We start from the raw sequence: 26,731 nt of genomic DNA, 5'->3' as shown, positions 1-26,731 counted from the left end.
CTTTTCGCTCCAAATCCTCAATTATAGGCTCTATAAGTAACAAAAGTGATTTAGATGTTAAAAGGCATTCCTACTCATGGTTCAGTCTGGTAAAGTGGGATAGAAGATTAGTTTAAAACTCTTATACCTACATAACCAAAGCTATTTTGTTTTGATTGAGCCCAGATTATTCTGGGGAAATACGCACAGTGAGATTTTTAGACTTTATTCGTCTATGGAAATACCTGTTTTCCAATATCTATTTTCCAAAGATTTACAAAAACTAATTGCCATTTTTGAAAATATTGGCGGTGGTTTTTATCTTTTTTGGCTGCCTTATTATACATGTAAATAAAGTAAAAAGGGTTTTGTACATTCTCAATTAGTGCTTTACGATAACCATTGCGTACGATAATATCTGCCATATAATAACCTGGATTATGTCCACTTGAGTAATTCATAAGGTTGCGGTATTGTTTTACTGTTTTAAATGCTGCGCCTTTTGACTTCAGTATCAACTGCATAGCTGTATCCAGCTGTTTAACAAAGTGCAATCTGGCTGTTACCATTTAAATAGAGATTGAAAGCTTATCATTAAGATTTTGTTAAAAATATTCGCTTTTTGTTGTCGTGTATATTATATTTGCGACAACAAAAATAACTAAAATGATAAAATTAGAATTTGCATCTCTTCAAGTAAGAGATTTAGAGGTTTCAAAAGCATTTTACACCAATAAATTAGGGTTCGAATTATCCGAATTGTCGAATTTGGAAGCCTGTATTTTTAAGTATAACAAAGGCGACGCAAGTTTTGCAATAAGAAAACCCATTGGAAATTTAGACGGCAAAGAACTCGGTATTGGCGCATCTCTTTGGTTTTCGATTGATCAAAAAATTGAGGATCTGCAAAGTCAGCTTTTAGAAAATGGCGTAACACCTTTAGGTTCAATCAACAATACTCCGTTTGGTAAAACCTTGATGGTAAAAGACCCCGATGGTTACCTCATCACCTTATTGGAAACAAATTAAATCGCCATGACTACGAGAGACACAAAATATTGGATAATCGTGGCATCAAAAGACCATGTGAAAAAAGGTATTACGCAAGGGATTGGGCAATCGTGCCACGGGAAATCTTCACCGTTAAAGCGAATGAAAAAAGGCGATTTTATTGTTTATTATTCAGGGAAACAAACACTGGGAAAACCCGACAAATGTCAGGAGTTTACCGCTTTAGGAACGGTATCAGATGATGAAATCTATCAGGTTCAGGTATCAGAAGATTTTTGTCCTTCAAGAAGAAATATAGAATTTTCGCAAACGGAAGATATTTCTATTCTGCCATTAATCGATAACTTAGCTTTTATTCAAAATAAAAAAAAATGGGGTTATGCTTTTCGTTTTGGTTTCTTTGAAATTAACCAAAACGACTTTAATCTAATTTCATCACAAATGCTTCAACATCATTATGCCTAAAGAAATAGAGTTTCAGTTTAAAAGTCCAAACGACAGCCCGGGTTACCTGCTTGGACAGTTAACCATGTTGTGGCAACGCAATCAAAAACAAGTTTTGGATCCATTAGATTTAACACAAACGCAATTTGTACTCTTGTGTGCATTAGCCTGGCTTTCTAAAACAAAAAAAGAAGTAACCCAAGTCGATATCGCCAATCAAAGTAATGCCGATAGAATGATGGTGTCAAAAGTGCTACGAACTTTGGAAGAAAAAGATTTTATTACCCGTCAGGAACATCAAACCGACACCCGGGCAAAAACAATCAAACTAACCGAGAATGGTGAAGTTGTTTTGCAAAAAGCACTTGTTGAAGTAGAAAATGCAGATCTTCATTTTTTCTCCATATTAGAAAGTAAACTTCCATCATTTAATGAAAATATGGTAAGGCTCATCAACATAAACAGGAAAGAATAATAGCATGACATTGTTTATAAAAATGCCTTCATTTAATAGGACATTTGACAGGTATTGCGTAAAACAGATAAGTTTTAAACGCTTTTGCGGGAGGGGAGAATTTGGTCTAAAATAGATTTCAGAGGAAGCGTTTGTTTTGTTGGTTCAATATTTGAAACCAATTGGTTTATTGGTTATTAGAAATCTTTAAAAATTCATAGCTTAATATAAATAACTTTATACGCGATATATTCTTATGTTGTTTTTTGAAATTTAACCGGATAAACAAAGCAAATTAAAATATGCTAAAGAGAAGCAGCCAAATTACTGAAAACTATTTCGACTTACTGGATAAACATATTGCCGATGTTGTTACAGGAAAAGTGAGTGGTTTTATGGAAATTAATCAAATCGCGAGTGAATTATTTGTATCACATAAGCATTTAACGGATACCGTTCGGAAAGAAACGGGGAACCATCCTTGTTATTTTTACGATCTTAAAATTATTGAGCAGGCAAAACAAATGCTTTCTGATACAGGCGAATCGGTTTCGGGAATTGCAAGAACACTGACTTACGATCCTTCCAACTTTTCAAAATTCTTTAAAAAAATTACCGGACAAACACCGGGACAGTTCAGAGCTGAAGGAAAAAAATAGAACCACTAAAAGTTCCGAAAAGTTCACCATGATTTATATTTTTTGCCGGCCTACCTTTATTACATCAATTGGATAACATTTAAATTTAAATCAAATGACAAAAAACAATGTAAACGGAAAAGTGGTTTTAATTGCCGGCGGTGCGAAAAATTTAGGTGGCTTATTAAGCCGTGATTTTGCAGCTAAAGGTGCAAAGGTAGCCATTCACTATAATAGCGACAGTACAAAAGCCGATGCGGAAAAAACCTTGGCAGACATTACAAATGCGGGTGGAACAGCATTTTTATTTCAGGCAGATTTAACAAAAAATGAGCATATCGAAAAGCTCTTTGAAGAAACAAAAACGAAATTCGGGGGAATTGATATTGCAATTAATACGGTAGGAATGGTATTAAAGAAACCTATTCTTGATACCAGCGAAACGGAATACGATACTATGTTCCACATCAATTCAAAAATTGCTTATTTCTTTATTAAGGAAGCAGGGAAGACATTAAATGATAATGGGAAAATTTGTACAATTGTAACTTCTCTTTTAGCAGCTTATACAGGTTTGTACTCTACTTATGCGGGCGCAAAAGCACCTGTAGAGCATTTTACAAGAATGGCATCTAAAGAATTTGGAAACAGAAGGATTTCGGTAACAGCAGTTGCACCAGGGCCAATGGATACACCTTTCTTTTACGGGCAGGAAGCTGATGACGCCGTTGCTTATCACAAGTCGGCTTCGGCTTTAGGTGGTTTAACCGATATTAAAGACATAGCACCACTTGTAGCATTTTTGGTAACTGAAGGCTGGTGGATTACCGGGCAAACCATTTTTGCAAATGGAGGTTACACAACAAGGTAAAACCGGATAAAATAATCTTCTCTAAAAAGCAAACAACAGCTGTTGTTTGCTTTTTGTTATCCCTTCACTAAGAATAAACCCGGATTTTATTGTTTTGGCATACGATCATCTATGAGCTTTATTTATCATAATTCTATCTCCTAATAAGAATAAAAAACTCCGATCAGTTAAATTATTGTGCTAAAAGGGCTTAATGGTTTGCTAATCATGAGGAATAAAGATGTCTTGGTACTTCTAAATTTGTTAAAGCCAAATATAATATTTTATTGAGATGCGAAAAGGATAAGCCTGTATCTGCTTATAATAGTGTTAACTTATACCGTATGGATTGGCTGTAAATAAAAAGGGGATAGTATATGGTTAATGATAGGGAGCTGGTTATACTTCTGAAAAACGGTAACCAGACAGCATTTACAGAAATTTATAACAGATACTGGAGAGTGATGTATGGGCATGTTTATAAAATGTTATTGGATAAAGAAGAGGCAAAAGATGTTATTCAGGAACTTTTCAGTTCGTTGTGGATCAAATCTGAAGCAATTCCTACCGAGGTAGCGCTTTCTGCATACCTTTATGTAAGTGCCCGAAATAAGGTGTTAAACCTTATTCGTAAGAATAAATACCAGCAATTATATTTAAATTCTTTAGCAACATACCTTAATGAGGCGAGTACATTAACCATGGATGTACTTAATGAGCGCGATCTTGCAGCAGCAATTGAAACAGAAATTCAACAACTCCCGCCTCGAATGAAACAAGTTTTTGAACTAAGCAGAAAGGATAATCTTACCCACCAGGAGATTGCAAACCAACTCGGAATATCCAGTGAAACGGTTAAAAAACAAATTCATAATTCTATAAAAGTAATTAGAGGTAATTTGAAAGAATTGGCCGGCGTGGCTTTATTGCTGCTTCAGTTTATTTTTTAATGATTATTCGCAATTACAATTTTTTACTTTGAAGCGCAGGGCTATCCGCTTTTTAAAAAGTTTGTCCCTGCCATTCGCTTTACTCGCCCTGCGTAAACTTCGGGCTCATGTTCGCTACTGTCAGAGCTAAAAATAAAAACCTGTGCAAGGTAAACCGGCCTAGTAGCACAAGCCTGACCAACCTAAACCCGATAGCAGGCGATAGCTCCCGATTTTTCATCGGGACTAAAGCCGAATAGCGGGGCAGCACTTGCCAATTGCACAGTATTTGCTTTTCAACAAACAGCGCTATATTTTAATGGTTAATAACTGGTGATAACACCAGCCATAGGTAAATGACGTTAGATTTCTCCGCTACGGTCGAAATGACGATAGGTGACAAAAATATTTTATTGGCCAATACCCCCTAAACTACTTTCATGTGTTTTATTTAAAAGCGGCGTAAAATGCAAGCTTTTTAAATAACAAAATATGAACGAACAGGAAGCGCAAAAACTTATCGATAGATATAATCAAGGAATAGCAAGCCCGGAAGAACGGATTTTGGTTGAACGTTGGTATCTGAAAGAAGCTGCAGAAAGAGTTTTTTTAGAACAAGATGATTTTGAGCACCTGGATAAAGAAATGTGGGTTGGTACGCTTAAAAAGGCAGGCCTTCCCCATAAAAACAGTAAATCATTCAAACTTTGGTTAAAATTAGCAGGAGCAGCAGCCATTTTGTTGTTAGTCGGCGTAGGTATTTATTTTTATTCTATCAATCACCCTGTGCAGCAGGTTGCTAAAGCGAAAGCTCTTGTTCAGGATGTTGCTGCGGGAGGAAACAAGGCCATACTTACTTTGAGTAACGGCGAGCAGATTGTGCTTACCGATGCAGCCAAAGGCAAAATTGCAGAACAAACTGGCATTAGTATTCGTAAAGCCGCCGATGGCCAATTAATTTATACCGCCGATAAGCATATTTTACAGGATAAAGGTAAAGAGCTGGTCTATAATAAGATAGAAACGCCTAAGGGTGGTCAATACCAGATAAGCTTGCCAGATGGTACAGTTGTTTGGTTAAATTCTGCTTCCTCGTTAAAATTTCCTGCAAAATTCTCGGCAAAAGAAAGAAGGGTTGAGCTAACTGGCGAAGGTTATTTTGAAGTCGCCCACAACCCGGCAAAACCTTTTAGGGTAATAAGCAATAAACAGGAAGTAGAGGTATTGGGTACACATTTTAATATGAATACTTATGCTGATGAAGATGGAGACAGAACAACCTTATTAGAAGGAAGTGTTTTATTAAAACAGTTTGGAAAACAGGCACTGCTAAAACCTGGAGAACAAGCCCTACTTAAAGGCAAAACAATTGAAATTGCCCCTGCCGATGTAGAGCTGGCTGTGGCCTGGAAAAATGGATATTTCATGTTTAAACAAGCTAGCCTCAAGACTTTGATGCGCCAGTTGGCTAAATGGTACGATGTAGAAGTAAGCTACTCGGGAAACATTCCACCCCTTTTATTTTCTGGCAAAATACACCGGAATACAAGTCTGGCACAAACGTTAGAACTGCTGAGCTTTTCGAAAGTAAATTTTAAGATTGAGGGCAGGAAAATAGCTATTATTTACCCTTAAACAAAGATAGTAACAAACAAACTAACCAAATATAAATTAATTTTTCTATGAAACGAGCACTAAAAACCCGATGACATTCGGCGGCTGGGTATTCGCAAAAACCGCAGAAGTAGGTCGAAGTACTTCCGCGGCAAACATTTGGGTCTACCCGAATTTCTGACAATGTCAGGGATAAAAAATTTCAAATCCAATTCTTGTATTAACCCAAACAACCAAAAGTATGGAAATAAATGCTATTAGTACAGCTATGCTAAAAACATGGCTCCCACAAAAATTACTGTCAGTCATGAAATTAACCGTTTTTTTAATGATTATCAGCCTGATGCATGTAAATGCAAAAGGATATAGCCAGATCAGTTTAAATGAGCGCAATGTTAAACTGGATAAACTATTCAGCCTAATTGAAAAACAAACAGATTACGTCTTTTTTATTAAGAATTATGATGTAAGTCGCCTCCAGACTTCTGTAAAGCTGAAAAATGTTTCTATAAATGAAGCTTTAACACAATCTTTAAAAGATTTGCCGGTAACCTTTAAAGTGGTTGGCAAAAATATAGCCATCATCGAAAAAGAAGCGGTAGCCAACCCAACGCCTATAAAAATTTCACTTCAAATAGCGGTTAGAGGGAGAGTGGTAGATGCAAAAGGACAAGGGATTCCGGGTGTGAATGTGATGCTGAAAGGCGAAAAAGGGAAAGGTACCGTAACAGATGCAAACGGAGGTTTCTCTTTAACTGCGAATAAAGGGGATGTACTGTTATTTTCCTTTATTGGATTTAAAACGAAAGAATTTACGGTTAACGGTGAGCAGCTTCCTGATATAAGGATGGAAGAAGATACCGGACAACTCGAATCGGTAGTCGTTGTGGGTTATGGTTCGGTAAAAAAAACTGACCTTACCGGGTCGGTATCTTCTATAGGTGCAGATAAAGTAACCCAGGTAAAGGGCATTTCTAATGTAGCACAAACGCTGCAGGGGCAAATGGCCGGTGTGCAGGTTAACCAGGGTTCAGGTCAGCCGGGCGAAGCCATGTTAATTGCCATAAGGGGTGCAAATTCTATTGGTGGCGATAATAAGCCTTTATACGTGGTAGATGGTATCCTTACACAAGGGATTGCAGGTCAGTTAAATGTAGATGATATTGCCAGCGTTGATGTGTTAAAAGATGCTTCTTCAACAGCAATATATGGTTCCAGAGGTGCAAATGGTGTAATTATGATTACCACAAAAAGCGGCAAATCAGGAAAATTGCAAATCAACTATAACGGATCGTACGGTGTTCAAAGCCTGAGAAAGAAAAAAGATTTAATTGATGCGGCAGAATATGGTCAGTTGCAGAATGAAGTTGCAGCCAATGACGGATTACCGCAACCTTATACCACGGCTCAATTACAAGGCTTAGGAAAAGGAACTGATTGGCAGGATGAGGTTTACAAGAACGCTCCCGCCCAAAACCATACCTTGTCTTTTGCAGGAGGAACCGAAACAACCAAATATTATACCTCTCTTGGTTATTTTGATCAGGACGGAATTATTGAGAACTCCAATTACCGCAGATTGTCTTCCCGGTTTAATCTCGATCAGAAATTAAGCGAGAAATTAACCCTCAATATGAACTTATCCCTGGTACAGGAAAGATATTTACAGGCAAATTATGTAGGCGCGGATTACGGCGGCGTACCCTTTCAAACCATGGTTATGCCAGCAACACAGGGTGTATACGATGCCAACGGAAAATATACGGTTTTTACTGGCGTATCCTACGGACAAACCAATCCGGTAGGCATGGCCAGAGAACAATATAATCCCAGCAATACATTACGGATACTTGGCAGTACAGGGTTTACTTATGAAATAGCCAAAGGTTTAAAATTCAAAAGCAGTGCCAATATCGATGCCTATAATACTAAGGTAGACATATACAACCCGCCCAGCATTACTTTCGGCCAGCCGGCAGGAAGAGCCTCGAAAGCGTATAGCAATGGTTCTTCTTTTACGAATGAGAACACGTTGAGCTATAACCACACTTTTGGCGCCCATAGCCTTGATGCTGTTGCAGGCTTTACCTATCAATACGATAAATCAGAAGGGTTAAATAGTAATGAAGCATCGGGTTTTGTAACCGACGATTACCTGAATAACAATATCCAGTCGGCCACCAATAAAGCACAACCCTCTACCAGTTTTAGTGAGCGGAATCTGATTTCTTATCTGGGAAGGATCAATTATAATTATGAAGGCAAATATTTTGCTACCCTAACCGGGAGATACGATGGTTCTTCGGTTTTTGGACAGAATAATAAGTATGCTTTCTTTCCATCGGGCGCATTGGCCTGGAAAGTATCTGAAGAAGATTTTCTGAAAAACAGTGCTACGGTTTCAAATTTGAAATTAAGAGTAAGCTACGGGGCTTCAGGTAGTCAGGCTATTAATCCTTATCAAACCCTGGCCAGGGTAACTTCGGTAAATCCTATTTTTAATAATCAAGCCACATTAGGCTATATATTAGGCTCGTTGCCCAATCAAAACCTGAAATGGGAAACCACAAATGAATTAGATTTAGGGATTGATTTTGGAATTTTTAAAAATAGAATTCAGCTAACTGCCGATTATTATAACAAAAAGACGAAAGATTTGCTTCTGGCTGTTGATTTGCCAACATCATCGGGCTTTACTACAGTTTTACAAAATATAGGATCGGTACAAAACCGCGGATTTGAATTTCAGTTAACGAGCAGAAATATTGAAGGTAAAGATTTTAAATGGTCTTCTACTTTAACCGTATCGCATAACGAGAACAAGGTTACCGATCTTGGAAAAACAGCAAATGGTAGCCCTGTTACTTATAAAGAAGTTGGCGCAGGAGGGAACTGGTTTCCAATGATTTTAGGCAAGCCAATGTATTCTTTTTACGGACAAACCGTAACAGGTGTATATCAAAGCGATGCAGAAGCGGTAGCAAATGGCGAATCGCAAAAGAAAGCCGGAGAATATAAATTTTTGGATTATAACGGCGATGGAAAGGTTGATGATGCTGATAAACACGTGTTGGCCAATTTAACGCCTAAGTTTACTTTTGGTTTTAACAATACATTTACCTATAAAAATTTTGATTTAAACCTGCTTTTTGTCGGTTCATATGGAAATAAGATTGTTAACGAATTTAGGAAATATAACCTTACATTAAACGGTTTATGGACGCCTTCGCAAGAAGCTTTTGATCAAAGGTGGACTGGACCAGGCAGCAGTAATGGGAGCGATAAGCCTTCAAAAAACAGTATGCAATACACGCGCGACTATGCAAATAGTTTATGGGTAGAAAACGGCTCTTACTTGAAATTAAGAGATGTAACATTGGGTTATACCTTCTCGCCAGCATTATTAAAAACCTTAAAAATTGTCTCTATCCGCATTTATGCCAGTGCGCAAAACTTTTTTACCATAACCAAATATTCAGGCTACGATCCCGAGGTTTCCTGGGCAAGTTCCAATGTAAATGGATGGGACAGGGGGAATTATCCATCTACTAAATCCATTACAGCAGGTGTTAAAGTTAATTTTTAATCATTTAGAAGAACAGATTATGAAACGATATATTAAATACTCTTTATATACCTTGCTCTTACTTTCAGCGGGCTTTTCGGGATGTAAAAAGACTTTGGATGAAAGTGCCAAAACATTTATCTCCCCGGAAAATTTCTTTAAAAACGCCGAAAGTTATGAGTTGGCTGTACGTGGTATATACGCTAATTTGCCACTTTATTCGGGAAATAAAGCCATGATGTTAGAGATGTGTACCGATATTTATGGTAATCCGGCATCTGCTTACGAACAGGCACTTCCAATGTACCAGAATGCACCATCGGATGTATACTATAATACCAGAGAAAACTGGGCCGATGCTTATGCCATTATAAAAAATGCCAATTTCATTCTCGCGGCCTTACCTACCGGACCTTTAGCCGATACAAAAAAGGCAACACTTGGTGCCGAAGCCCGTTTTTTAAGAGCCTATGCCTATTTTCATCTGGTTCAACTTTATGGCGATGTACCTATGCCCGTAAAACCGGCTACCGATTATGGCAGTTTGCAAATGCCACGCAGTCCGCAGGCAGCCATTTACGGTTTAATTTTAGACGACCTTAAATATGCCGAGCAAAACCTTCCGGAAACAACTACCGAACAAGGTAGGGTGTATAAACTGGTGGCTACCGCTTTGCTGGCCAGGGTGTATTTAACCATGGCTGGAAATCCTTTAAAGCAAACGCAGTATTATACTGATGCCAAACAAAAAGCGGTGGCCGTAATTAACAATACAAATGGAATTCATTTGGTTGATGATTTTTCGGCCGTGTTTCATAAAACCACCTATACTACCGAATCGATATGGGAAAAAGAATATGTAACTGGTTTGGGCGGCAATCCGGTACATGGCTTAACCCTAACTGCCGCTACCTATAATCCCATCCTTGTTCCGGCACCTTGGTTTATCAACAGCTTTGCTAAAGGAGATCAGCGCAAAGAATGGGGGATTGTACAAAATTTTCCTGCTCCGGGAGGCACAACACTGGCCCCGTTTTTTCAGAAATTTGCCGATGCATCGGGTGTTGCCTCTGGTGTAACTTCGTCAGGCGCTATTGTTAGTTATAATTTCCCTTATCTTCGGTTGGCAGAAATGTACCTTATAGCTGCCGAGGCCGAAAATGAAATTAATGGTCCTACGGGTGCTTATACTTATATTAACGAAATAAGGAAAAGGGCAAGGGTAAACAAAGCCGATTTAAGCAATGTGCCAGATTTGGCCGGACTATCAGCCCAACAGTTTCGCGAAGCGGTTTGGATGGAGCGCAAATGGGAACTTTGTTTGGAAGGCGGCACCTGGTTCGATCTTAAAAGAACAAATACACTGCAAAATATTCAAAATAGAAGGGGTAGCGGATTAATCAACCCAATAGGACTATATAACCAAACCTGGCTAATTCCCGATAAGGAAGTCGTTAATAACAATATTCAACAAAACCCACTGTATAAATAATAACAACTGGGCCAACGTTAAATTAGATATATACGCTTTATAATCAAAGCACCAAAAAAAGTAAAAATTGAAGTGTATGTCAAATAATTATTTACCCATGCAAGGGCTTTTAAACAGTATAGAATAGACAGGTTTTTTTGAAAACCAATTGTAGCACACAATGGCAAATACGGCCCGCTATACGGCTTTAGCTCCCCCGATAAAAAATCGGGGGGCCGCCTCCTCCTATCGGGTTTAAATTACTATGGCTTGTGCTACTATGCCGGTTTTGCCCTGCACAAGCCTTAGTTTTATAGCCCTGACAGTAGCGGACATGAAGACCGGAGTTTACGCAGGGCAAATAAAGCGAATGGCAGGACTGGCCTTTAAAAAAAGCAAATGGCCCTGCGCTTCAAATAAAAAAAGCCAGTAATTTGCTGGTGTTATTTTGCTAAAACAATAAAAACCCCACTACACAAATAATAATTTATGGTAATATTCAGAACAATTGTAATTGCTACCCTGTTGTGCTTGTTTTTGAGCAACAGCAGTACCGCAAAAGATTTTTACGTAGCTAAGAATGGAAACGATAGTAACCCTGGAACTAAAGAAAAGCCTTTTGCTACTTTTACTAAAGCACAATTAACCGCCAGGGGCATAAAAGAAGCTGTAACGGTTTATGTTCGCGGTGGGACTTATTATTTTGCTTCTCCTTTAATTTTTGGGCAGGCAGACTCCCGCAGTAAGGGCGCAGCATTAGTTTATAAAGCTTATCCGGGCGAGCAGGTAAAGGTAAGCGGAGGTAAGTTATTGGCACTGAAATGGGAAAATTACCAGGGCGGAATGATGAAAGCAAAGGTTAACGAAGAATTGATATTCGACCAGTTGTTTATTGGAGGCGCACAACAACGCATGGCCAGGTATCCCAACTACAATCCAGCTATCCGTTTTTTTGGCGGCGCTGCTGCCGATGCCATTAGCCCTGAGCGGGTAAAAGGCTGGAGCCATCCCGAAGGAGGATTTGTTCATGCACTGCACAAGCATGAATGGGGAGGTTATCAATACCTGATTACAGGAAAAGATGAACAAGGAAAACTAAAGCTTGAAGGAGGTTTTCAAAACAACCGCCAAATGGGCATGCACGACAAATATCGTTTTGTAGAAAATATTTTCGAAGAGTTGGATACCGTAGGCGAATGGTATTTTAATAAAAATGAAAAGGTTGTTTATTTCTATCCCCAAAAAGGTCAGGATTTAACCAAATTAAAGGTAGAGGTACCACAACTTAAGTCCCTGTTCGAATTTCGCGGTTCGGCAACACGACCAGTTAAAAATATCAGTATTGAAGGAATGGAGTTGTGCCATACTTTACGCACATTTATGGAAACTAAAGAGCCTTTATTGCGTAGCGACTGGACCATTTACCGGGGTGGAGCTGTGCTGATGGAAGGTGCAGAAAACTGTGTGATTAAAAATTGTTACTTCAATACTGTTGGGGGCAATGCTGTGTTTATGAGCAATTACAACCGCAACAACTTAGTTTCGGGCTGCCATATTGCACATGCTGGTGCTAGCGGCGTTTGTTTTGTAGGCGATCCTAAAGCTGTACGTTCGCCAAGTTTCGAATATAACCAGTTTGTTCCGTTAAAAGATATCGACCGTACACCTGGGCCATTAACCAATAATTATCCGGCAAACTGTACGGTAGAAAACACGTTGATGTACGGTTTGGGCACAGTAGAAAAGCAGGTTGCAGGCGTCGAAATATCTATGGCTATGGATATTAAAGTAAGCCATAATACCATTTATGATGTGCCCAGGGCAGGTATAAATGTAAGCGAGGGTACCTGGGGTGGACACATGATTGATTATAATGATGTGTATAATACCGTATTAGAATCTGGCGATCATGGTGCATTTAACTCCTGGGGCCGCGATCGTTATTGGCACCCCGATTATGATGTGCTGACCAATATTGTTAAAGAAAACCGGACACTGATTACTGCCGATGTGATTAAGCAAATTGTGATCCACGACAATCGTTTTCGTTGCGATCATGGCTGGGATATCGATTTAGATGATGGTTCCTCAAATTACCACATTTATAATAACGTATGTTTAAACGGCGGATTAAAACTTAGGGAAGGATTTTTTAGAACGGTAGAAAACAATGTTATTTTAAACAATTCTTTTCATCCGCATGTATGGTTCCAAAACAGCGATGACATTTTTAGGCACAACATTGTAAGCAGAAATTATTTTCCTATCCGTTTACAAGGCTGGGGTAAAGAAGTAAACTACAATCTTTTTCCTGATGAAGGATCATTAAATGAAGCCCAAAAAGCAGGTACAGATGCAAATTCTGCTTATGGCGATGCGGGTTTTATAAATCCAGCCATAGGCGATTACAGGGTTAAAATAGGATCGCCAGCGCTAAAACTTGGTTTTAAAAACTTTCCGATGAACCAGTTTGGCGTTACCGATCCGGCACTAAAAGCATTGGTACGCCCGGTAACTTTACCCGTACTTACTTACGATGTTAAAATAGATGATCAGGGCAGCTATGACTTTTTGGGTGCAAAGGTTAAAAATTTAAATACGCTTGGCGAACGTTCGGCAACTGGAATGGATAGCGAAAGAGGCGTATTGGTACTCGAAGTTTCTGTAAAAAGTATTTTATACGGGAAATTGCAGGCCAATGATGTAATTCTTAGTTTAAACGATATTCCCGTTAACAATACAAAAGAGCTGAAAACCATAAAAACAGGTTTACAATGGAGTCCAAAAGCTCCAATAGGACTATTTAGAAACCAGGCAACAAAAAAAATAGAGATTCCGCTAAAGTAAAGTTGTTAAAGTCATTTTCTTTGCGCCCTGTTATAGCAAAGAAAATGACTTTAAAATACGTTAAGCTTATTGATGGATAATCTATGCCTTTGGTAAATCGATAAATGACATCAATGGATGCAGGGTTTTAACCCTGTGCAGGTTGTTGTGTCGCACAATACTTTCAAGCCTCAGCCTCTCTTCCATATCATTACTGTACAATGCATAATTTATGCTTTATAGCAATTTTTGATAACAAAAAAAACGTAACCCGGGACGTTTGGCCAATGTAATTTCTCCGCTAAACTGATAACCCAGCTTGGGAAATAATGCCTGTGTAGCTTTGTTCTCGCTATTGGTATCTACCCTTAAAATGTTAATGTGGCGTGTTTTGGCCACTTCTTCGGCCTGTTGCATTAGTGCTTTGGCAATTCCTTTGCCCTGAAGATCGGGATCTACGGCTAAGCGGTGGGTAACAACGGCAATTTCGGTAATATCCCAACCGGCATTGGCGTATTCCGGGTCCTGATCGGTGGTAATGGCCGAAACTCCACCAATTTTACGGTCTATTTCTGCTACCCATAACTGGTTTAATGCGATGTCTTTTCCGAATACTGCGGGGCTCGGATAATCGTTTCCCCACTGAAAATTTCCTACTGCTTGCATTAAAGGCACAACTTTGCCTACTAATTGCATAATACCCGGTATATCTGCTGTTACAGCCAATCTAATTGTCATGCCCAAAGATAATGGAATCGCGAAAAACATCGTTCACAGATATGTCAGAACAAGTTTTTAAGCCATCTTATAAATGGGTGATAAATCAATTCTGCGCGTTCTTTTTGCAGAAGGAGTTTAATGCTTTTTTCCTTTAGAAATGCTAAGCATTGAAATGGCGTTGGGCATTCGCCATTTAAGCTCTGATACAAGAGTGGCCATAAATATCAATCCACCGCCAACCAACAACCGGGATGTTATTTGCTCTCCTAAAATAAAGTGCGCGGCTATTGCTCCAAAAACCGGCTCAAAAAGATAGATAATGGATACCCTTTCGGCACTGATGTATTTCTGCGAGATGTTGGAAATGGTGTACATGTAAGCAGTTGAAAATAGTGCACAAAAAACAATGCCAATCCAGAAAGTAGTTTGTTGCGGAATCCATATAGTTTTTCCATGGCAAAGGCTTAACAAAAAAGTTATTAGGGCACAGGTTGCAAACATCGGTACTATTGTAGGGATAATATTTCTGGAGGCCGATGTTTTCTCAATCTGAATTAAATATAACGCAAAGCAAAAAGCACCGGTAATGGTGTAAATGTCGCCAACACCAACACTAAAATTTTTGTTAATGGATATTACAAACAAACCGATTAATGCGGTAAAGGCGGCAATCCATATTTTTAAAGAAGCAGATTTACGGTAAAGGGTTAGCTTTAAAACCGGAATAATGACAACGGTAATTCCAGCCACAAACGAACATTGCGATGCAGAAGTGTAAGTAAGGCCCAGTGTTTGTAAATAAATGCCCAGCAACAGTGGGAGGGCCAAACTGGCGCCTGTTTTAATGGTGCTTAAATTGAGCTTTTTAACATGTTTCCAAAAAACAACTGATAAAACCACTGTGGCCAGTAAAAAACGATAGAACAAAAACAACGCGTATTGATTCTCTCCGATAGCGAGTTTGGTTACAGAAAAAGAAATCCCCCAGAAAGCAGTACCGAGTATCAAAAGAGCCATAAAAATGTTCTTCTTTTCCATTAAGATGTTTTTAAAACACGATCGTTAATCAATACCTTTTTCATCATCAGGTCTGTCTGCTCATCGTTGCCCAGCCAAAATGCGTGTTTATCAAATGCAATAAGACCATTTTTTTCATAAAACTTTTTGGCTTTGTGGTTTTCTTCCCATACGCCAAGCCATAAATAAGACGCTTTTATATCATTAGCAAGTTCAATGGCTTTTTGATACAACATCTGACCAATTTTTTGGCCCTGAAATTCCTTCAGAACATAAATCCGTTCGATTTCAAATGCACCATCATCCAACTTTTCAGTTTGCGCCTCACCAATGTTTATTTTAAGATAACCAATTACCCGTGCCCTAATTTTGGCAAAATAAATTTGAGAATCTTTGTTCTTAAGCTCACCTGTTAATTTATCTATTGAAAAACTTTGCTCAAGATAATTTTGCATGTTTTCCTCATTTTCTTCATTCGCAAAAGTTTCGCTAAATGTTGTTCTTCCGATTTCCTGTAACTTACTTATATCCTCAAGTCTTGCTCTTTCTATTGTAATGGTTTCCATAGGGCGAAAGTAATAAGTCTATAAATGTTATAAAATGCTATTTTTTCATTTATTAATGCATAAATTGCATTAATGGATCTTCAGCGAATCAAGTACTTTTTAGCTTTATCTCAACAACTTCATTACTGGAAAACAGCAGAAAAAGTGAATATCACACAGTCTGCGCTTACCCGTCAAATCCAGTCACTTGAAAACGAGTTGGGTTTGCAGCTTTTTGAGCGCAATAAAAGAAATGTTAAACTTACACAAGCCGGTAAATTTTTAAAAGAGAAGTGGGAAGTAGAGTTGAGTGAATTGGATTATATCCATCAGTTTGCTAAACAAATCCACCTGGGCGAACGTGGAACAATAACCATAGCGCATCCTGATTCTATATCAGCTTCAATTATGCCGGATATTCTGGATAAGATTACCCAGCCATTTCCGCAACTTCAAATTAAGCTGGTGCAGGTTTTGTATGAAAATCAGTCAGAATTTTTAAAGAATTATAAGATCGATCTTGCAATTACCAGGGATATCAATAGTGAGCCCGGGATAAAAGCAAGAAAACTGTATGCTGATAACTTAGCTTTAGTGGTTCCGGAAGAACATGCTTTTAAGGATGTTGCTGATCTATCTTCTGAAAGCCTGAAGCAGGAAAAATTTATCCTGCCAACCAAGGATGGAGGAAGTAGTTACAGTGATATTATTCAGGCCTTTTTCAAGGACTATGATTTTGTTCCTGATGTATTTCTTCACTCAGAATTTGGATCTACAATTATTGCACTCGTAAGAAAAGGTTTGGGAATAGCCATTTTGCCTGATTCTTATGTTCATCACCAAAGTCCCGGTATACGATTTATTCCTTTACCACTTAAAACCGATTTGTTTATCAATTGGAGAGCCGATGATCATAATCCCGTACTTTCCAACATCTTGGATCTTATACTCGAATATTAGAAAGATGTTATAAATTTCTACGTTTTATTTCTTTTTTCAGCTTACTCCAGCTGTTAATATTAATCACCAAAATAGGCAGTAAAGCTATTGGTATAACAATTATAGCACTGAAGCCCTTTTTTACAGTTAATAATATATTTACGGTAAACAAAACAATTAAAACTCCTGTAAAAACCAAGGTAAGTCCTTTAATTTTTCTTTCAGTTTTAATCAGTTCTTCATTACTGATTTCAGCTATCTTATCGTTGATCATTATTCTATTTAAAATTAAAGGGCGGGATGATTTTTAGTTGTTATTCGCCGTTAAAATACCAATTTTTTTTTAATCAGCTGATTTAACTATTTATTTAGCAGGTTTTCTGTTTAAAAATTTTATTAAAAGATTGAGGATGCTCAAAAGCAAGCTGGTAAGCAACCTCTTCAATTAAAGACCAAAAAGCGCGCTTTTCAGGCTTGAAAAAATTTTTGAATGAAAAATTTGTAGCTGGTTATCTTGTGCTTACAGATATAAGTGGCAGAAAGTACAGATAAAGTTTGTGGAAGTGATCTGTGTTTGTATTTTTGCAGCGGAAAGCTGGCAGAGTGGTCGAATGCGGCAGTCTTGAAAACTGTTGACTGTAACAGGTCCGGGGGTTCGAATCCCTCGCTTTCCGCCAAGCGTAGAATTTATTAAATTCTACGCTTTTTTATTTTATATTGATTCGTAAGCAATGAGCTGAATTTGAACTATCTATTAAACAATGATTAAAATGGTTATGTTCTTTTTTAATCGGTAGTAGTACTGAGTTTCTCCTTTATACCTTAGTACTTCAATTTCTTCAACTATACCCGACCTACCGTTTTCATCTAAAATTCTTTCGCCACATTTTATTGAATCTAACTCATGCAGAGACAACGTCCTTTTAATCAATTTCATAGGTAATCAATTTAGATTTTGATTTATTTACGAAAAAGATTCTAACCCGGATTTTGATTAAATAATAATTATTTTAAAATCGAAGATGCTTTAATTTGTTTAATTAGTTTTTTTGAAGGTATAGGTTTATGAAATTATTTTTTATTAAAAACATTGATTTTAAAGTATAAAATAATACCTTTATTGAAGTATTAATTAATATGCTTTGTATTAATTAACAGTATAAATCATAATCTTCCCATTGTTTTAATATCCACATCTACCCTGATAGCGCTCAGCGTTTATTGGTATGCAACATTTTCTTTAATCGATCAATCTTAAGGTTTGATAATTAGTTTAATGATTAAGTTGCGGTAAGGTGGATACCTGCCGCACTTTTTAACAATGCCGTAAAGGATTTTACCTAACCTGAAACTTATCTCTATATTCTGAAGGCGTCATACCAACAGATTTTCTGAAAATTTTTCTAAAAGCTTTAGGATCATTATAACCTGAATTATAAATCACTTCAGTCATTTGCTGCGCAGTTTGTTCAAGCAGTTTTTTAGCTGCCTCTATTCGGGTTTGCTGCAAATACTCTATTGGAGTAATTCCAATAACCTGTTTAAAGCGGCGTACAATATTTCTTCGGCTTGATGGAATATCTTTAATCATTTCTTCAATAGTAGCAATATCCTGATAATTGCTTTCGATTTTTTCCTGTGCTGAAGCTACAATATTATCGTTATGGTGACGAATAGGCTGAAAAGTGCTAAAATAGGATTGATTGACCCGGTCCATATCAATGGCGAAAATTTTAGCCATTTTAACAGCAATATCCTTATTGCAGTGAATTTGCAACAGATGGAGTAATAAGTGGAAAGAAGAAGTAGCCCCGCCACTGGTGTATAATTTGCCATCCTGGGTTACGGTTTTATCTGGTTTTAAATGAACCAGTGGAAAAGCCATTGAAAAAGCAGGGCAGGCATCAACATGGGTAGTTGCCACCTTACCATTTAGCAAGCCCGATGCAGCTAAAAGAAATGCGCCTGTGCAAAAGGTCGCAATTTCTACGCCTTGCTGATATTGTAAATGTAACCACGGAATGAAGGCTGTATTTTCTCCAACCGCAACTTTCACATCTTCGCTCGAAAACGATGGAATAAGTATAAGATCAAGTTCTGGTACAGCATGTATTGATTTGCACTGGTGTGTACTGAAATTTACCTGTTTATCATTCTGGCTGATTAAAAGCAAATCAAAAGGTTCTGCTAAGCCATCGTTTAAATAAAATTTATTTACAGTTTCAAAAACATCCAATATGGCGGCAACGCTCAACAGTCTGTATTGTTTAGGTAATAGAATACCGGTACGAATCATAAGGTTAGACTTTATTTAAGTAAAAATATAAAAAAATGTCTTAAATGCCCCTTAAAATTGACTTCAAATGCAACTGCCTTTTCGCATTAAAGATTCTAACTTTAAATAAGCTAAAACAATAACAAAAACCATGGAAAATAAACCAGTTAGTAACCGCTTGTATAGCATTATTGTACTTTATGAAATGCATACAGATTTTTTAATCAAGGCTTTGGATGGATTAAATGATGAGGATGCGAAACAGAGACTGGATACCCAAGCCAACCACATTGGGTGGATTACCGGAAGCATAGTGGCCGGAAGATTCCAGCTCGCCAAATCATTGGGCATTGAATTAACCAGCTTAACGGGCGCTCTTTTTACTGAAAATCAGGGTATACAGGACGGAGTAATTTATCCAACACTCGATGCCTTTAAAAAAGATTGGGCAGCTGTATCGCCTTTATTGCAAAAAGCATTAACTGAAGCAACAGACGAAAAAATTGATGAACCTTTTGTAATGCCGGGTATGGAAATAAAATTATTTGATATGATTGTTTTTAATACCTACAGGGAAGCGAATTGTATTGGACAAATTGCACTTTGGCGCAGGCTTTTAGGTTATAAAGGCATGAATTATATGTAAGGTAAACTATAAGATGGAAAATGTACTTATGGAAAAAGTGTATAAAGAAGTTGATGATGCTTTAAGCACATTACAAACTTTGTTTGCAGATTTCGATCAACAGCAGGTTAATGTAGTTCCTTTTGAGGGCAGCTGGACGGCCGGGCAGTTGGCTGAGCACATGATTATGGCAAATGGAGGCTTTACGGCGCTGTTAAAAGGGCCAGTGGAAGAAACAAATCGGCCGGTAGACTTAGCTGTGGCAAAAATTAAAGAAGATTTCGAAAATTTCGATATTCGGATGGAAGCCCCGTCTTTTGTAATTCCGCCGGTAAAAGATTATAATAGAGAAGCTTTAATTAAAAAATTAAACCAAATCAGGCTCGATATTGCCAACGCAGTGGATCAATTAGATTTAACTAAAACAATTACAGAATGGCAATTGCCTGGTTATGGCTATTTAACCCGTTTAGAAGCCGTTTACTTTGTAGCTTACCATACCAGGCGCCACAACCGCCAATTGGCTAATATCTACCGTAAACTTATTGATAACTAAAACAACAAACCCAAATTATTAAACCGCCTAAAAGGCATAAAAAACAACAACATGGCAACATTAAACACTTATTTAAATTTTAACGGTAATACCGAAGAAGCCTTCAATTTTTATAAATCAGTATTTGGAGGCGAATTTATTATTTTGCAACGTTATAAGGATACCCCGGCATGTGATGGGATGCCTGCAGGAGACCAGGATAAAATCATGCATGTTGCATTGCCCGTTGGCGGCAATGTTTTAATGGGTACAGATGTAACTGCACCTATGCCAGCTGCAACCTATGGCACGGGCATTTCTATATCTATAGATGCAGCCAGTGAAGAAGAAGCACAGGCATTATTTAATGGATTATCTGCCGGTGGAACTGCAACGATGCCTTTAGATAAAATGTTTTGGGGTGCACTATTTGGCATGCTTACAGATAAATTTGGCATTCAGTGGATGGTAAATTACGATTTTAAAGAAGGGAAATAGAGTAATTAATTTTTTGAACAGGGTGTTTTTTACCCTGTTTTTTTATTAAATTTAAACAACTAAAACCAAATTTTCTATGAAAATAGCTGTTATTATTGTAAGAGTTTTATTAGGCGCTTTGTTTCTTTTTTCATCTGCTGCCGTTCTATTTAAATTAGCGCCTCAACCTGTATTAACAGGCGATGTTAAAACTTTTATGGTGGGCGTAACTGTATCCATTTATTTAATGCCATTAATAAAGGTTACAGAAATGATCTGTGCCTTATCACTACTCGCTGGCCGTTATACGGCTTTGGCATTGGTTATTCTGTTTCCAATCAGCATTAATATTTTACTTTACCACATTTATTTATCTCCTAAAGAAGCACCAGTGGCGATCATAATTCTGATTGCACATTTGTTTTTGGCCTATGCCTATCGTAAAAATTATGCAGGTTTGTTTCAGGCAAAAAGAATAGAATAATTTACAGTTCAAATTCCATCTAAATTTTTCGTCCTGTTCTCCTTGCGGGTTTCAGGCAGGAATTTCTTTGCCCTTTTTTGCTGGCCAATATTTAAGTTATACCAAATGATAACAATAAGGCTTAAAGATTTGCCAATCAGGTTGAAAAAAATGTCGATCAATTTAGGCTAACTTTAAAATTGAATAACCTAAACATTTTCCTAAGCAACAACCTATTCTATATGAAAAAACTTTTCTTAAGCACTTTACTCTTTTTAGCCGGCTTTCAATTGCTCGCGCAAAATTATACACCAACTGCAAGTAATCTGGAGGCAAGAAAAACATTTAACGATGAACGCTTTGGCCTGTTTATTCACTGGGGCCCATTTAGCATTCCCGGTAGTGGAGAATGGGTGATGAATGATCGTAAACTGACGGTAAAGAACTACACATTGCTTGAGGATTTTTTCAACCCTATAGATTTTGATGCTGCAAAATGGGTAAGTATGGCCAAAAATGCAGGAATGAAATACATCACTTTGATTACCCGCCACCATGATGGTTTTAGCATGTGGGATACAAAGTATTCTGATTTCAATATTATGAATACACCCTATAAAAAAGACATCGTGAAAATGATGGCCGATGAATGCCATAAACAGGGAATCAAGCTTAATTTATATTATTCTTTATTGGATTGGAGAAGAGAAGATTATCCACACGAAACTGGGCGTACAGGACAGTTTAGCGGTAGAAAAGGAAAGGGCGATTATGCCAGTTATCTTCAGTTTATGAAAAACCAGTTAACTGAACTGTTAACAAATTATGGCGAAATAGGTGCAATTTGGTTTGATGGACACTGGGATCAAACCGCACCCGAAGGGCAGGCAGATCGTTCATCCCGTATTGATTGGAAATATGATGAAATTTATGGTTTGATTCATAAATTACAACCACAATGCCTTATAGGGAACAACCACCATTTAAGTCCGCTACCAGGCGAAGATTTTCAAATGTTTGAAAGAGATTTACCAGGCGAAAATAAATCAGGTCTGAGTTTTCAGCAAGCTTCAAATTTGGTGCCTGTAGAAACGTGTGAAACCATAAATGGATCGTGGGGCTTTAACCTGAGTGATACCACTTGTAAAACTCCGGCAGAACTGGTGCATTATTTAGCTAAAGCCGCAGGTTTAGGAACCAATTTACTGCTTAATATTGGCCCGATGCCTAATGGAGATATCCAGCAGGAATTTAAAGACAGGCTTGCCTATATGGGCAACTGGTTAAAAACTTATGGAGAAAGTATTTATGCAACCGAAGCTGGATATTTAAAGCCACAGGCATGGGGCTGTACAACTAAAAAGGGGAATAAATTATATGTTCATGTATTTAATGGCGAAAAAGAAATATCACTGCCAAACTTTCCGTCAAAAAAAATTACAAAAGCCTATTTATTAAAAGACGGACTTGCTGTTAAAACCCAGTTAAAAAATGGTACAGTTACAATATCAGCAAATTATAATGCCAGTGAACCAGACAATGTGGTGGTGCTGGAAATTGCAAAATAATAATATGTACCTGGTCTTTAAAATATAGCTGACAAGCTAAAACTTTAATTATTTTTTCGCGTTACTGTTCTAATCGTTATATTTAAAAATACTAAATAGATTCAGTTATGAGAAAAATCCCGTTTTTAATGCTTCTTTTTGTTGCTTTGGCTTATAATGCAGTGGCGCAAAATAAAGACGCTATTGTTGGTAAATGGCTAAATCCATCAGGAGAAGGACAAATAGAAATCTACAAAAAAGGCGATAAGTACTTCGGTAAATTAGCCTGGCTAAAAGAACCAAATTTAAATGGAAAACCAAAAGCCGATGCTAAAAATCCGGAAGCAAGTTTGCAGAGTAGACCGTTATTGGGCTTAGAAATTTTAAAAAACTTTGTTTATGATGATGGTAAATGGACTGACGGAACAATTTATGATCCTAAAAGTGGAAAAACATACAGCTGCAACATGACTTTAAAAAGTACTGATGTTTTAAATGTGAGGGGTTATGTAGGCATCTCCCTTTTAGGGCGTTCGGAAACATTTAGAAGAGTAAAATAAAATCTTTAAGATGAAGAAAATATTATGGTGCCTTATTATGGCACCTTTTTTTTGCGCCGCGCAAACCTATACTTTAAAACCATTAACGGAGAATACTAAAACCAGTATCAGGGGGTTAAGTGTAGTTTCCGATCAGGTTAGCTGGGTAAGCGGGAGTAATGGAACCATTGGAAAAACGACCAATGGTGGTGCAAGCTGGGAATGGATAAAACCAAAAGGCTATGAGCAATTGGATTTCAGGGATATTGAAGCATTTGATGATTTGCAGGCTGTTGTTGTAAATGCCGGTGCCCCGGCATATATTTTAAAAACCATTGATGGTGGAAAAACCTGGATGGAAACGTATAAGAATATAGATACGGCAATTTTTTTAGATGGATTGGGCTTTTGGGATAAAAAGAAAGCCATAATTTTTGGCGATCCGATTAAAAATAAAATGCAATTGCTTAAAACCATTGATGCGGGTAAAAGTTGGACTGATGTATCGGCAAATTTAAAATTTACACTGGCTGACGGCGAAGCTGGCTTTGCTGCAAGTGGAACCACTATTAAAACTTTACCGGGCGGTAAGGTTTGGGTGGCAACGGGTGGTAAGGTTTCCAATATTTATTTTTCTGGTGATTATGGCAACAACTGGCAGGTTTTTAAATGCCCAATTTGGCAGGGTGAAAATAGTACAGGTCCTTTTTCTATTGATTTTTACGATGTTAAAAATGGAGTTGCAGTAGGTGGGAACTACGTTAAAGATAAAGAAAACAGCAATAATGTTGTGCTTACAGCCGATGGTGGCAAAACCTGGGTTAAGCCGCTTACACCTGTTTTGGGCTACCGTTCTGGTGTGGCTTATATTACAGCAAAAACTTTAGTGGCAACCGGAACTTCAGGAACGGATTTATCAATAGATGGTGGCCAAAATTGGAAGCATATTTCCGACATCAGCTTTAATTCTGTTCAAAAAGCTAAAAAAGGGAATACCATTATTTTAGCCGGAAATAAAGGATTTGTTTATCAGCTGGAACTAAAAGAAAACTAAGTTAATTTTGCTTTAAATAAATCTATCGTTCTTTTCCAGGCAAGCTTAGCTGCTGCTTCATTATACCTGGTAGGTGATGTGTTATTATTAAACGCATGATTAACACCTTCATATATAAACAACTGGTAATCTATTTTATTTTCTTTAAGGGCTGCCTCATATACAGGTATGCCCGCATTTATCCGCTCATCTAAACCACCATAATGCAACATAATGCTGGCTTTTATTTTTGGAACATCAGCAGCATTTGCCTGTGCGCCATAATAAGCAACGGCTGCATTTAATTCGGGATCATTAACAGCGAGTTTATTTGCCATGCCACCGCCCCAGCAAAAACCTACACAACCGGTTTTGCCATTTCCATCTTTCCGGCTGCGCAAATAATCCAGTCCCTTTAAATAATTTTGAAGATTTTTCTCCGGATCCAATTTTCCAATCAATTCCCTTCCTTTGTCTTCATCAGCAGGTGTACCGCCAAAAGGCGAAAGTGCATCTACCCCAAGGGCAATAAAACCTTGAGCAGCAACACGTTTAGTTACCTCAATAATATGTGGATTTAAACCTCTGTTTTCGTGGATAACCAAAACACAACCCAAGTTTTTTTTGCCCTTTGGTTTTGCTAAAACAGCCTTTATTTCACCATCAAATCCTTTATAAGTAATGTTTTCAACTTCAATTGATGCATCTTCAAAAGTAGCTGCAGCTGCATAATTGTTTTCTAAAAGTGGTAAAATGGTTAGTGCCAAAGCTGTACTGCCGGCAAGAATGGATAATTTTTTTATAAAATCTTTTCTGTCTGATTTACCATGTGTATACTCATCGTACAGGTTGATGATTCTCTGATCCATAAATTCCGGTTTAGCTTTTAAAAGCAATATACCCAACTAAAAGAATAAGTAAACAAAAGTTTCTTAAAAATTACAATCTATCTCTTAGCATTTTTTTAATTAAAGCTTTACCCAACTTCATCCTTAGCATGCAATAATTATCCACTAAATTATTTTTCTTTTCACGTAGGGGTAAATTCTAATTCCCGTGTCTCACTTTAAAATAAGATAGAAATGAATACAACTTTTACACCCATTAAATATGTTCTGACCAAGTTAAACGACCTTCGCAGCATACATACCATACTAAGTCTGGCCTTAATTTTAAGCACAAGCTTAAATACCTTTGCCCAGGATAATAAAAAAGGAAGCGTAAATATTGGATTGGCCTATCCTGTTAGCACAAATGGTACACATGCGGCGAAAGATACCAATATGTTATCTATAAATGCATTGGTTGGCGTATCTGCAGCAGAGAAAGGATTTTCATTGGCAGGCCTTTCTAATGTTATCCGAAAAGATGCAAATGGCCTGAGGCTTGCAGGATTTTCTAACCACATTGGTGGCAGGGCAGAGGGCGCACAATTGGCAGGTTTTATCAATACCTACGGAGGTGGCAAGGGTCTATCTGTTGCAGGTTTTGCAAATATTTCCAAAAAAGAAAGCGAACCGCAGGTGGCCGGCTTTATGAATTGGACATCGAAGAATGTTTCAGGTTTACAGCTGGCTGGTTTTATGAACAAGGCTGAAAACGTAAAAGGATCTCAAATTGCCGGTTTTATTAACGTTGCCAAAAAGGTAAAAGGTGTTCAGCTTGCAGGTTTTATTAATATAGCCGATAGCAGCGATTACCCAATTGGAATTATAAATATTGTTAAAAATGGTGAAAAAAGCATCGCTGTAAGTACCAATCAGAATTTAACAACGATGGTCACTTTCAGGTCGGGAGGTAAAGTGTTATACGGGATTATTGGCGCAGGTTACAATTTTAAAAATAAAGATGAAGTTTATGCTTTTGAAGCAGGTTTAGGGGCACATTTTTTTCAATCAGAAAAATTCAGGCTTAATGCGGAGCTTACCGCAAGTTCTCTTCAAAACTTTAAACGTGGAAACTATTTCAAATCGTCATTTCAGCTTATGCCCGCTTACAGAATTGGTCCGTACCTGGAAATATTTGCCGGTCCTTCTGTCAATTTTGTTTCAACCAATACAGATGAGGGTAAATCCTTGCAGAAACATTATTTTAAAAGCTGGGATAGAAAAGACAATACCCTTAATGCCCTGTTTTTGGGTTATACCGGAGGTGTAGCCATCAGTTTTTAAAGCCAATGAAATTATATTCAAGAGCATTTAGAGCGCTCAGTGGATAAAATAATTTCAATAAATT

General features: G+C 37.6%; 26 protein-coding genes and 1 tRNA gene. 20 read left to right on the top strand and 7 right to left on the bottom strand.

Features of this window, described 5'->3' with window-relative positions:
- Window positions 1–212: 212 nt before the first annotated feature.
- The gene (locus tag R2Q77_RS14560) at window positions 213–548 is read right to left on the bottom strand and encodes a DUF5700 domain-containing putative Zn-dependent protease (protein ID WP_316804457.1); all 336 of its coding nucleotides are present in this window, start codon (window positions 546–548) and stop codon (window positions 213–215) included.
- A 97-nt stretch (window positions 549–645) separates the two neighbouring features.
- Here R2Q77_RS14560 and R2Q77_RS14555 point away from each other — a divergent pair, with 97 nt between their 5' ends.
- The 10 genes from R2Q77_RS14555 (at window position 646) to R2Q77_RS14510 (ending at window position 13,802) form a co-directional block, all read left to right on the top strand.
- Window positions 646–1,008 carry a VOC family protein gene (locus R2Q77_RS14555; RefSeq protein ID WP_316804456.1) on the top strand — a complete coding sequence of 121 codons (363 nt, stop codon included), beginning with the start codon at window positions 646–648 and terminating at the stop codon, window positions 1,006–1,008.
- Between the two features lie 6 nt (window positions 1,009–1,014).
- Entirely contained in the window at window positions 1,015–1,455 is a 441-nt protein-coding gene (locus tag R2Q77_RS14550; protein WP_316804455.1) for an EVE domain-containing protein, read from the top strand.
- Window positions 1,448–1,909, top strand: a complete 462-nt coding sequence (locus R2Q77_RS14545) for a MarR family winged helix-turn-helix transcriptional regulator (protein WP_316804454.1) — start codon at window positions 1,448–1,450, stop codon at window positions 1,907–1,909. The genes R2Q77_RS14550 and R2Q77_RS14545 overlap by 8 nt, the downstream gene beginning before the upstream one ends.
- Window positions 1,910–2,190: 281 nt before the next feature.
- Complete coding sequence (locus R2Q77_RS14540; protein WP_316804453.1) at window positions 2,191–2,547, top strand: AraC family transcriptional regulator; 357 nt, start codon at window positions 2,191–2,193, stop codon at window positions 2,545–2,547.
- Window positions 2,548–2,641: 94 nt separating this feature from the next.
- The gene (locus R2Q77_RS14535) at window positions 2,642–3,397 is read left to right on the top strand and encodes an SDR family oxidoreductase (RefSeq protein WP_316804452.1); all 756 of its coding nucleotides are present in this window, start codon (window positions 2,642–2,644) and stop codon (window positions 3,395–3,397) included.
- Window positions 3,398–3,753: 356 nt separating this feature from the next.
- Complete coding sequence (locus tag R2Q77_RS14530) at window positions 3,754–4,326, top strand: RNA polymerase sigma-70 factor (protein ID WP_316804451.1); 573 nt, start codon at window positions 3,754–3,756, stop codon at window positions 4,324–4,326.
- A gap of 471 nt (window positions 4,327–4,797) precedes the next feature.
- On the top strand, window positions 4,798–5,940 hold the full coding sequence (locus tag R2Q77_RS14525; protein WP_316804450.1) for a FecR family protein: 1,143 nt from the start codon (window positions 4,798–4,800) through the stop codon (window positions 5,938–5,940).
- A 286-nt stretch (window positions 5,941–6,226) separates the two neighbouring features.
- Complete coding sequence (locus R2Q77_RS14520) at window positions 6,227–9,505, top strand: TonB-dependent receptor (RefSeq protein ID WP_316804449.1); 3,279 nt, start codon at window positions 6,227–6,229, stop codon at window positions 9,503–9,505.
- A gap of 19 nt (window positions 9,506–9,524) precedes the next feature.
- Window positions 9,525–10,976 (top strand): RagB/SusD family nutrient uptake outer membrane protein, encoded by a 1,452-nt coding sequence (locus R2Q77_RS14515; protein ID WP_316804448.1) that lies wholly within the window; start codon window positions 9,525–9,527, stop codon window positions 10,974–10,976.
- 468 nt (window positions 10,977–11,444) lie between these two features.
- A complete protein-coding gene (locus tag R2Q77_RS14510) occupies window positions 11,445–13,802 on the top strand; it encodes a right-handed parallel beta-helix repeat-containing protein (RefSeq protein WP_316804447.1) in 2,358 nt (785 codons plus the stop codon).
- Window positions 13,803–14,018: 216 nt separating this feature from the next.
- Here R2Q77_RS14510 and R2Q77_RS14505 read toward each other — a convergent pair whose 3' ends face one another.
- The 3 genes from R2Q77_RS14505 to R2Q77_RS14495 all read right to left on the bottom strand — a co-directional run bounded on the left by R2Q77_RS14505 (window position 14,019) and on the right by R2Q77_RS14495 (window position 16,084).
- A complete protein-coding gene (locus R2Q77_RS14505) occupies window positions 14,019–14,519 on the bottom strand; it encodes a GNAT family N-acetyltransferase (RefSeq protein WP_316804446.1) in 501 nt (166 codons plus the stop codon).
- 117 nt (window positions 14,520–14,636) lie between these two features.
- Window positions 14,637–15,539 carry a DMT family transporter gene (locus R2Q77_RS14500; RefSeq protein WP_316804445.1) on the bottom strand — a complete coding sequence of 301 codons (903 nt, stop codon included), beginning with the start codon at window positions 15,537–15,539 and terminating at the stop codon, window positions 14,637–14,639.
- A complete protein-coding gene (locus R2Q77_RS14495) occupies window positions 15,539–16,084 on the bottom strand; it encodes a GNAT family N-acetyltransferase (RefSeq protein ID WP_316804444.1) in 546 nt (181 codons plus the stop codon). The genes R2Q77_RS14500 and R2Q77_RS14495 overlap by 1 nt, the downstream gene beginning before the upstream one ends.
- Window positions 16,085–16,156: 72 nt before the next feature.
- Here R2Q77_RS14495 and R2Q77_RS14490 point away from each other — a divergent pair, with 72 nt between their 5' ends.
- Complete coding sequence (locus R2Q77_RS14490) at window positions 16,157–17,023, top strand: LysR family transcriptional regulator (protein ID WP_316804443.1); 867 nt, start codon at window positions 16,157–16,159, stop codon at window positions 17,021–17,023.
- A gap of 7 nt (window positions 17,024–17,030) precedes the next feature.
- On the opposite strand, the gene R2Q77_RS14485 is transcribed toward R2Q77_RS14490, so the two are convergent.
- A complete protein-coding gene (locus R2Q77_RS14485; protein WP_316804442.1) occupies window positions 17,031–17,276 on the bottom strand; it encodes a redox-active disulfide protein 2 in 246 nt (81 codons plus the stop codon).
- A gap of 315 nt (window positions 17,277–17,591) precedes the next feature.
- On the opposite strand from R2Q77_RS14485, the gene R2Q77_RS14480 reads away from it, so the two are divergent.
- Window positions 17,592–17,679 (top strand) — tRNA-Ser (locus R2Q77_RS14480).
- 659 nt (window positions 17,680–18,338) lie between these two features.
- Here the strand turns inward: R2Q77_RS14480 and R2Q77_RS14475 are convergent.
- The gene (locus R2Q77_RS14475) at window positions 18,339–19,298 is read right to left on the bottom strand and encodes a GlxA family transcriptional regulator (protein ID WP_316804441.1); all 960 of its coding nucleotides are present in this window, start codon (window positions 19,296–19,298) and stop codon (window positions 18,339–18,341) included.
- A gap of 130 nt (window positions 19,299–19,428) precedes the next feature.
- On the opposite strand from R2Q77_RS14475, the gene R2Q77_RS14470 reads away from it, so the two are divergent.
- The 7 genes from R2Q77_RS14470 (at window position 19,429) to R2Q77_RS14440 (ending at window position 24,517) form a co-directional block, all read left to right on the top strand.
- On the top strand, window positions 19,429–19,923 hold the full coding sequence (locus tag R2Q77_RS14470) for a DinB family protein (protein ID WP_316804440.1): 495 nt from the start codon (window positions 19,429–19,431) through the stop codon (window positions 19,921–19,923).
- A 13-nt stretch (window positions 19,924–19,936) separates the two neighbouring features.
- On the top strand, window positions 19,937–20,458 hold the full coding sequence (locus R2Q77_RS14465; protein WP_316804439.1) for a DinB family protein: 522 nt from the start codon (window positions 19,937–19,939) through the stop codon (window positions 20,456–20,458).
- 51 nt (window positions 20,459–20,509) lie between these two features.
- Entirely contained in the window at window positions 20,510–20,935 is a 426-nt protein-coding gene (locus R2Q77_RS14460; protein WP_316804438.1) for a VOC family protein, read from the top strand.
- Window positions 20,936–21,011: 76 nt separating this feature from the next.
- Window positions 21,012–21,398 (top strand): DoxX family protein, encoded by a 387-nt coding sequence (locus R2Q77_RS14455; RefSeq protein WP_316804437.1) that lies wholly within the window; start codon window positions 21,012–21,014, stop codon window positions 21,396–21,398.
- Between the two features lie 221 nt (window positions 21,399–21,619).
- A complete protein-coding gene (locus R2Q77_RS14450; protein ID WP_316804436.1) occupies window positions 21,620–22,945 on the top strand; it encodes an alpha-L-fucosidase in 1,326 nt (441 codons plus the stop codon).
- A gap of 107 nt (window positions 22,946–23,052) precedes the next feature.
- A complete protein-coding gene (locus R2Q77_RS14445) occupies window positions 23,053–23,484 on the top strand; it encodes a DUF2147 domain-containing protein (RefSeq protein ID WP_316804435.1) in 432 nt (143 codons plus the stop codon).
- 10 nt (window positions 23,485–23,494) lie between these two features.
- On the top strand, window positions 23,495–24,517 hold the full coding sequence (locus tag R2Q77_RS14440) for an oxidoreductase (RefSeq protein WP_316804434.1): 1,023 nt from the start codon (window positions 23,495–23,497) through the stop codon (window positions 24,515–24,517).
- On the opposite strand, the gene R2Q77_RS14435 is transcribed toward R2Q77_RS14440, so the two are convergent.
- Window positions 24,514–25,365 (bottom strand): dienelactone hydrolase family protein, encoded by an 852-nt coding sequence (locus R2Q77_RS14435; RefSeq protein WP_316804433.1) that lies wholly within the window; start codon window positions 25,363–25,365, stop codon window positions 24,514–24,516. The genes R2Q77_RS14440 and R2Q77_RS14435 overlap by 4 nt on opposite strands.
- Before the next feature lie 213 nt (window positions 25,366–25,578).
- Between R2Q77_RS14435 and R2Q77_RS14430 the strand changes: the two genes are divergently transcribed.
- Complete coding sequence (locus R2Q77_RS14430) at window positions 25,579–26,667, top strand: hypothetical protein (protein WP_316804432.1); 1,089 nt, start codon at window positions 25,579–25,581, stop codon at window positions 26,665–26,667.
- The last annotated feature ends 64 nt before the right edge of the window (window positions 26,668–26,731 follow it).

Origin of the sequence: Pedobacter nototheniae (assembly GCF_032678625.1) — a bacterium.
GTDB classification, from domain to species: Bacteria; Bacteroidota; Bacteroidia; order Sphingobacteriales; family Sphingobacteriaceae; genus Pedobacter; species Pedobacter nototheniae_A.
The sequence above is the reverse complement of the archived record's forward strand: the minus strand, read 5'-3'. Positions and strand labels throughout refer to the sequence as shown.

Coding starts and splice junctions, on each gene's coding strand:
- R2Q77_RS14450 (WP_316804436.1), top strand. CDS start 21,620: ATGAAAAAACTTTTCTTAAGCACTTTACTCTTTTTAGCCGGCTTTCAA.
- R2Q77_RS14540 (WP_316804453.1), top strand. CDS start 2,191: ATGCTAAAGAGAAGCAGCCAAATTACTGAAAACTATTTCGACTTACTG.
- R2Q77_RS14510 (WP_316804447.1), top strand. CDS start 11,445: ATGGTAATATTCAGAACAATTGTAATTGCTACCCTGTTGTGCTTGTTT.
- R2Q77_RS14475 (WP_316804441.1), bottom strand. CDS start 19,298: ATGATTCGTACCGGTATTCTATTACCTAAACAATACAGACTGTTGAGC.
- R2Q77_RS14490 (WP_316804443.1), top strand. CDS start 16,157: ATGGATCTTCAGCGAATCAAGTACTTTTTAGCTTTATCTCAACAACTT.
- R2Q77_RS14500 (WP_316804445.1), bottom strand. CDS start 15,539: ATGGAAAAGAAGAACATTTTTATGGCTCTTTTGATACTCGGTACTGCT.
- R2Q77_RS14535 (WP_316804452.1), top strand. CDS start 2,642: ATGACAAAAAACAATGTAAACGGAAAAGTGGTTTTAATTGCCGGCGGT.
- R2Q77_RS14515 (WP_316804448.1), top strand. CDS start 9,525: ATGAAACGATATATTAAATACTCTTTATATACCTTGCTCTTACTTTCA.
- R2Q77_RS14445 (WP_316804435.1), top strand. CDS start 23,053: ATGAGAAAAATCCCGTTTTTAATGCTTCTTTTTGTTGCTTTGGCTTAT.
- R2Q77_RS14560 (WP_316804457.1), bottom strand. CDS start 548: ATGGTAACAGCCAGATTGCACTTTGTTAAACAGCTGGATACAGCTATG.
- R2Q77_RS14530 (WP_316804451.1), top strand. CDS start 3,754: ATGGTTAATGATAGGGAGCTGGTTATACTTCTGAAAAACGGTAACCAG.
- R2Q77_RS14440 (WP_316804434.1), top strand. CDS start 23,495: ATGAAGAAAATATTATGGTGCCTTATTATGGCACCTTTTTTTTGCGCC.
- R2Q77_RS14435 (WP_316804433.1), bottom strand. CDS start 25,365: ATGGATCAGAGAATCATCAACCTGTACGATGAGTATACACATGGTAAA.
- R2Q77_RS14495 (WP_316804444.1), bottom strand. CDS start 16,084: ATGGAAACCATTACAATAGAAAGAGCAAGACTTGAGGATATAAGTAAG.
- R2Q77_RS14545 (WP_316804454.1), top strand. CDS start 1,448: ATGCCTAAAGAAATAGAGTTTCAGTTTAAAAGTCCAAACGACAGCCCG.
- R2Q77_RS14465 (WP_316804439.1), top strand. CDS start 19,937: ATGGAAAATGTACTTATGGAAAAAGTGTATAAAGAAGTTGATGATGCT.
- R2Q77_RS14520 (WP_316804449.1), top strand. CDS start 6,227: ATGAAATTAACCGTTTTTTTAATGATTATCAGCCTGATGCATGTAAAT.
- R2Q77_RS14455 (WP_316804437.1), top strand. CDS start 21,012: ATGAAAATAGCTGTTATTATTGTAAGAGTTTTATTAGGCGCTTTGTTT.
- R2Q77_RS14485 (WP_316804442.1), bottom strand. CDS start 17,276: ATGATCAACGATAAGATAGCTGAAATCAGTAATGAAGAACTGATTAAA.
- R2Q77_RS14525 (WP_316804450.1), top strand. CDS start 4,798: ATGAACGAACAGGAAGCGCAAAAACTTATCGATAGATATAATCAAGGA.
- R2Q77_RS14430 (WP_316804432.1), top strand. CDS start 25,579: ATGAATACAACTTTTACACCCATTAAATATGTTCTGACCAAGTTAAAC.
- R2Q77_RS14470 (WP_316804440.1), top strand. CDS start 19,429: ATGGAAAATAAACCAGTTAGTAACCGCTTGTATAGCATTATTGTACTT.
- R2Q77_RS14555 (WP_316804456.1), top strand. CDS start 646: ATGATAAAATTAGAATTTGCATCTCTTCAAGTAAGAGATTTAGAGGTT.
- R2Q77_RS14460 (WP_316804438.1), top strand. CDS start 20,510: ATGGCAACATTAAACACTTATTTAAATTTTAACGGTAATACCGAAGAA.
- R2Q77_RS14505 (WP_316804446.1), bottom strand. CDS start 14,519: ATGACAATTAGATTGGCTGTAACAGCAGATATACCGGGTATTATGCAA.
- R2Q77_RS14550 (WP_316804455.1), top strand. CDS start 1,015: ATGACTACGAGAGACACAAAATATTGGATAATCGTGGCATCAAAAGAC.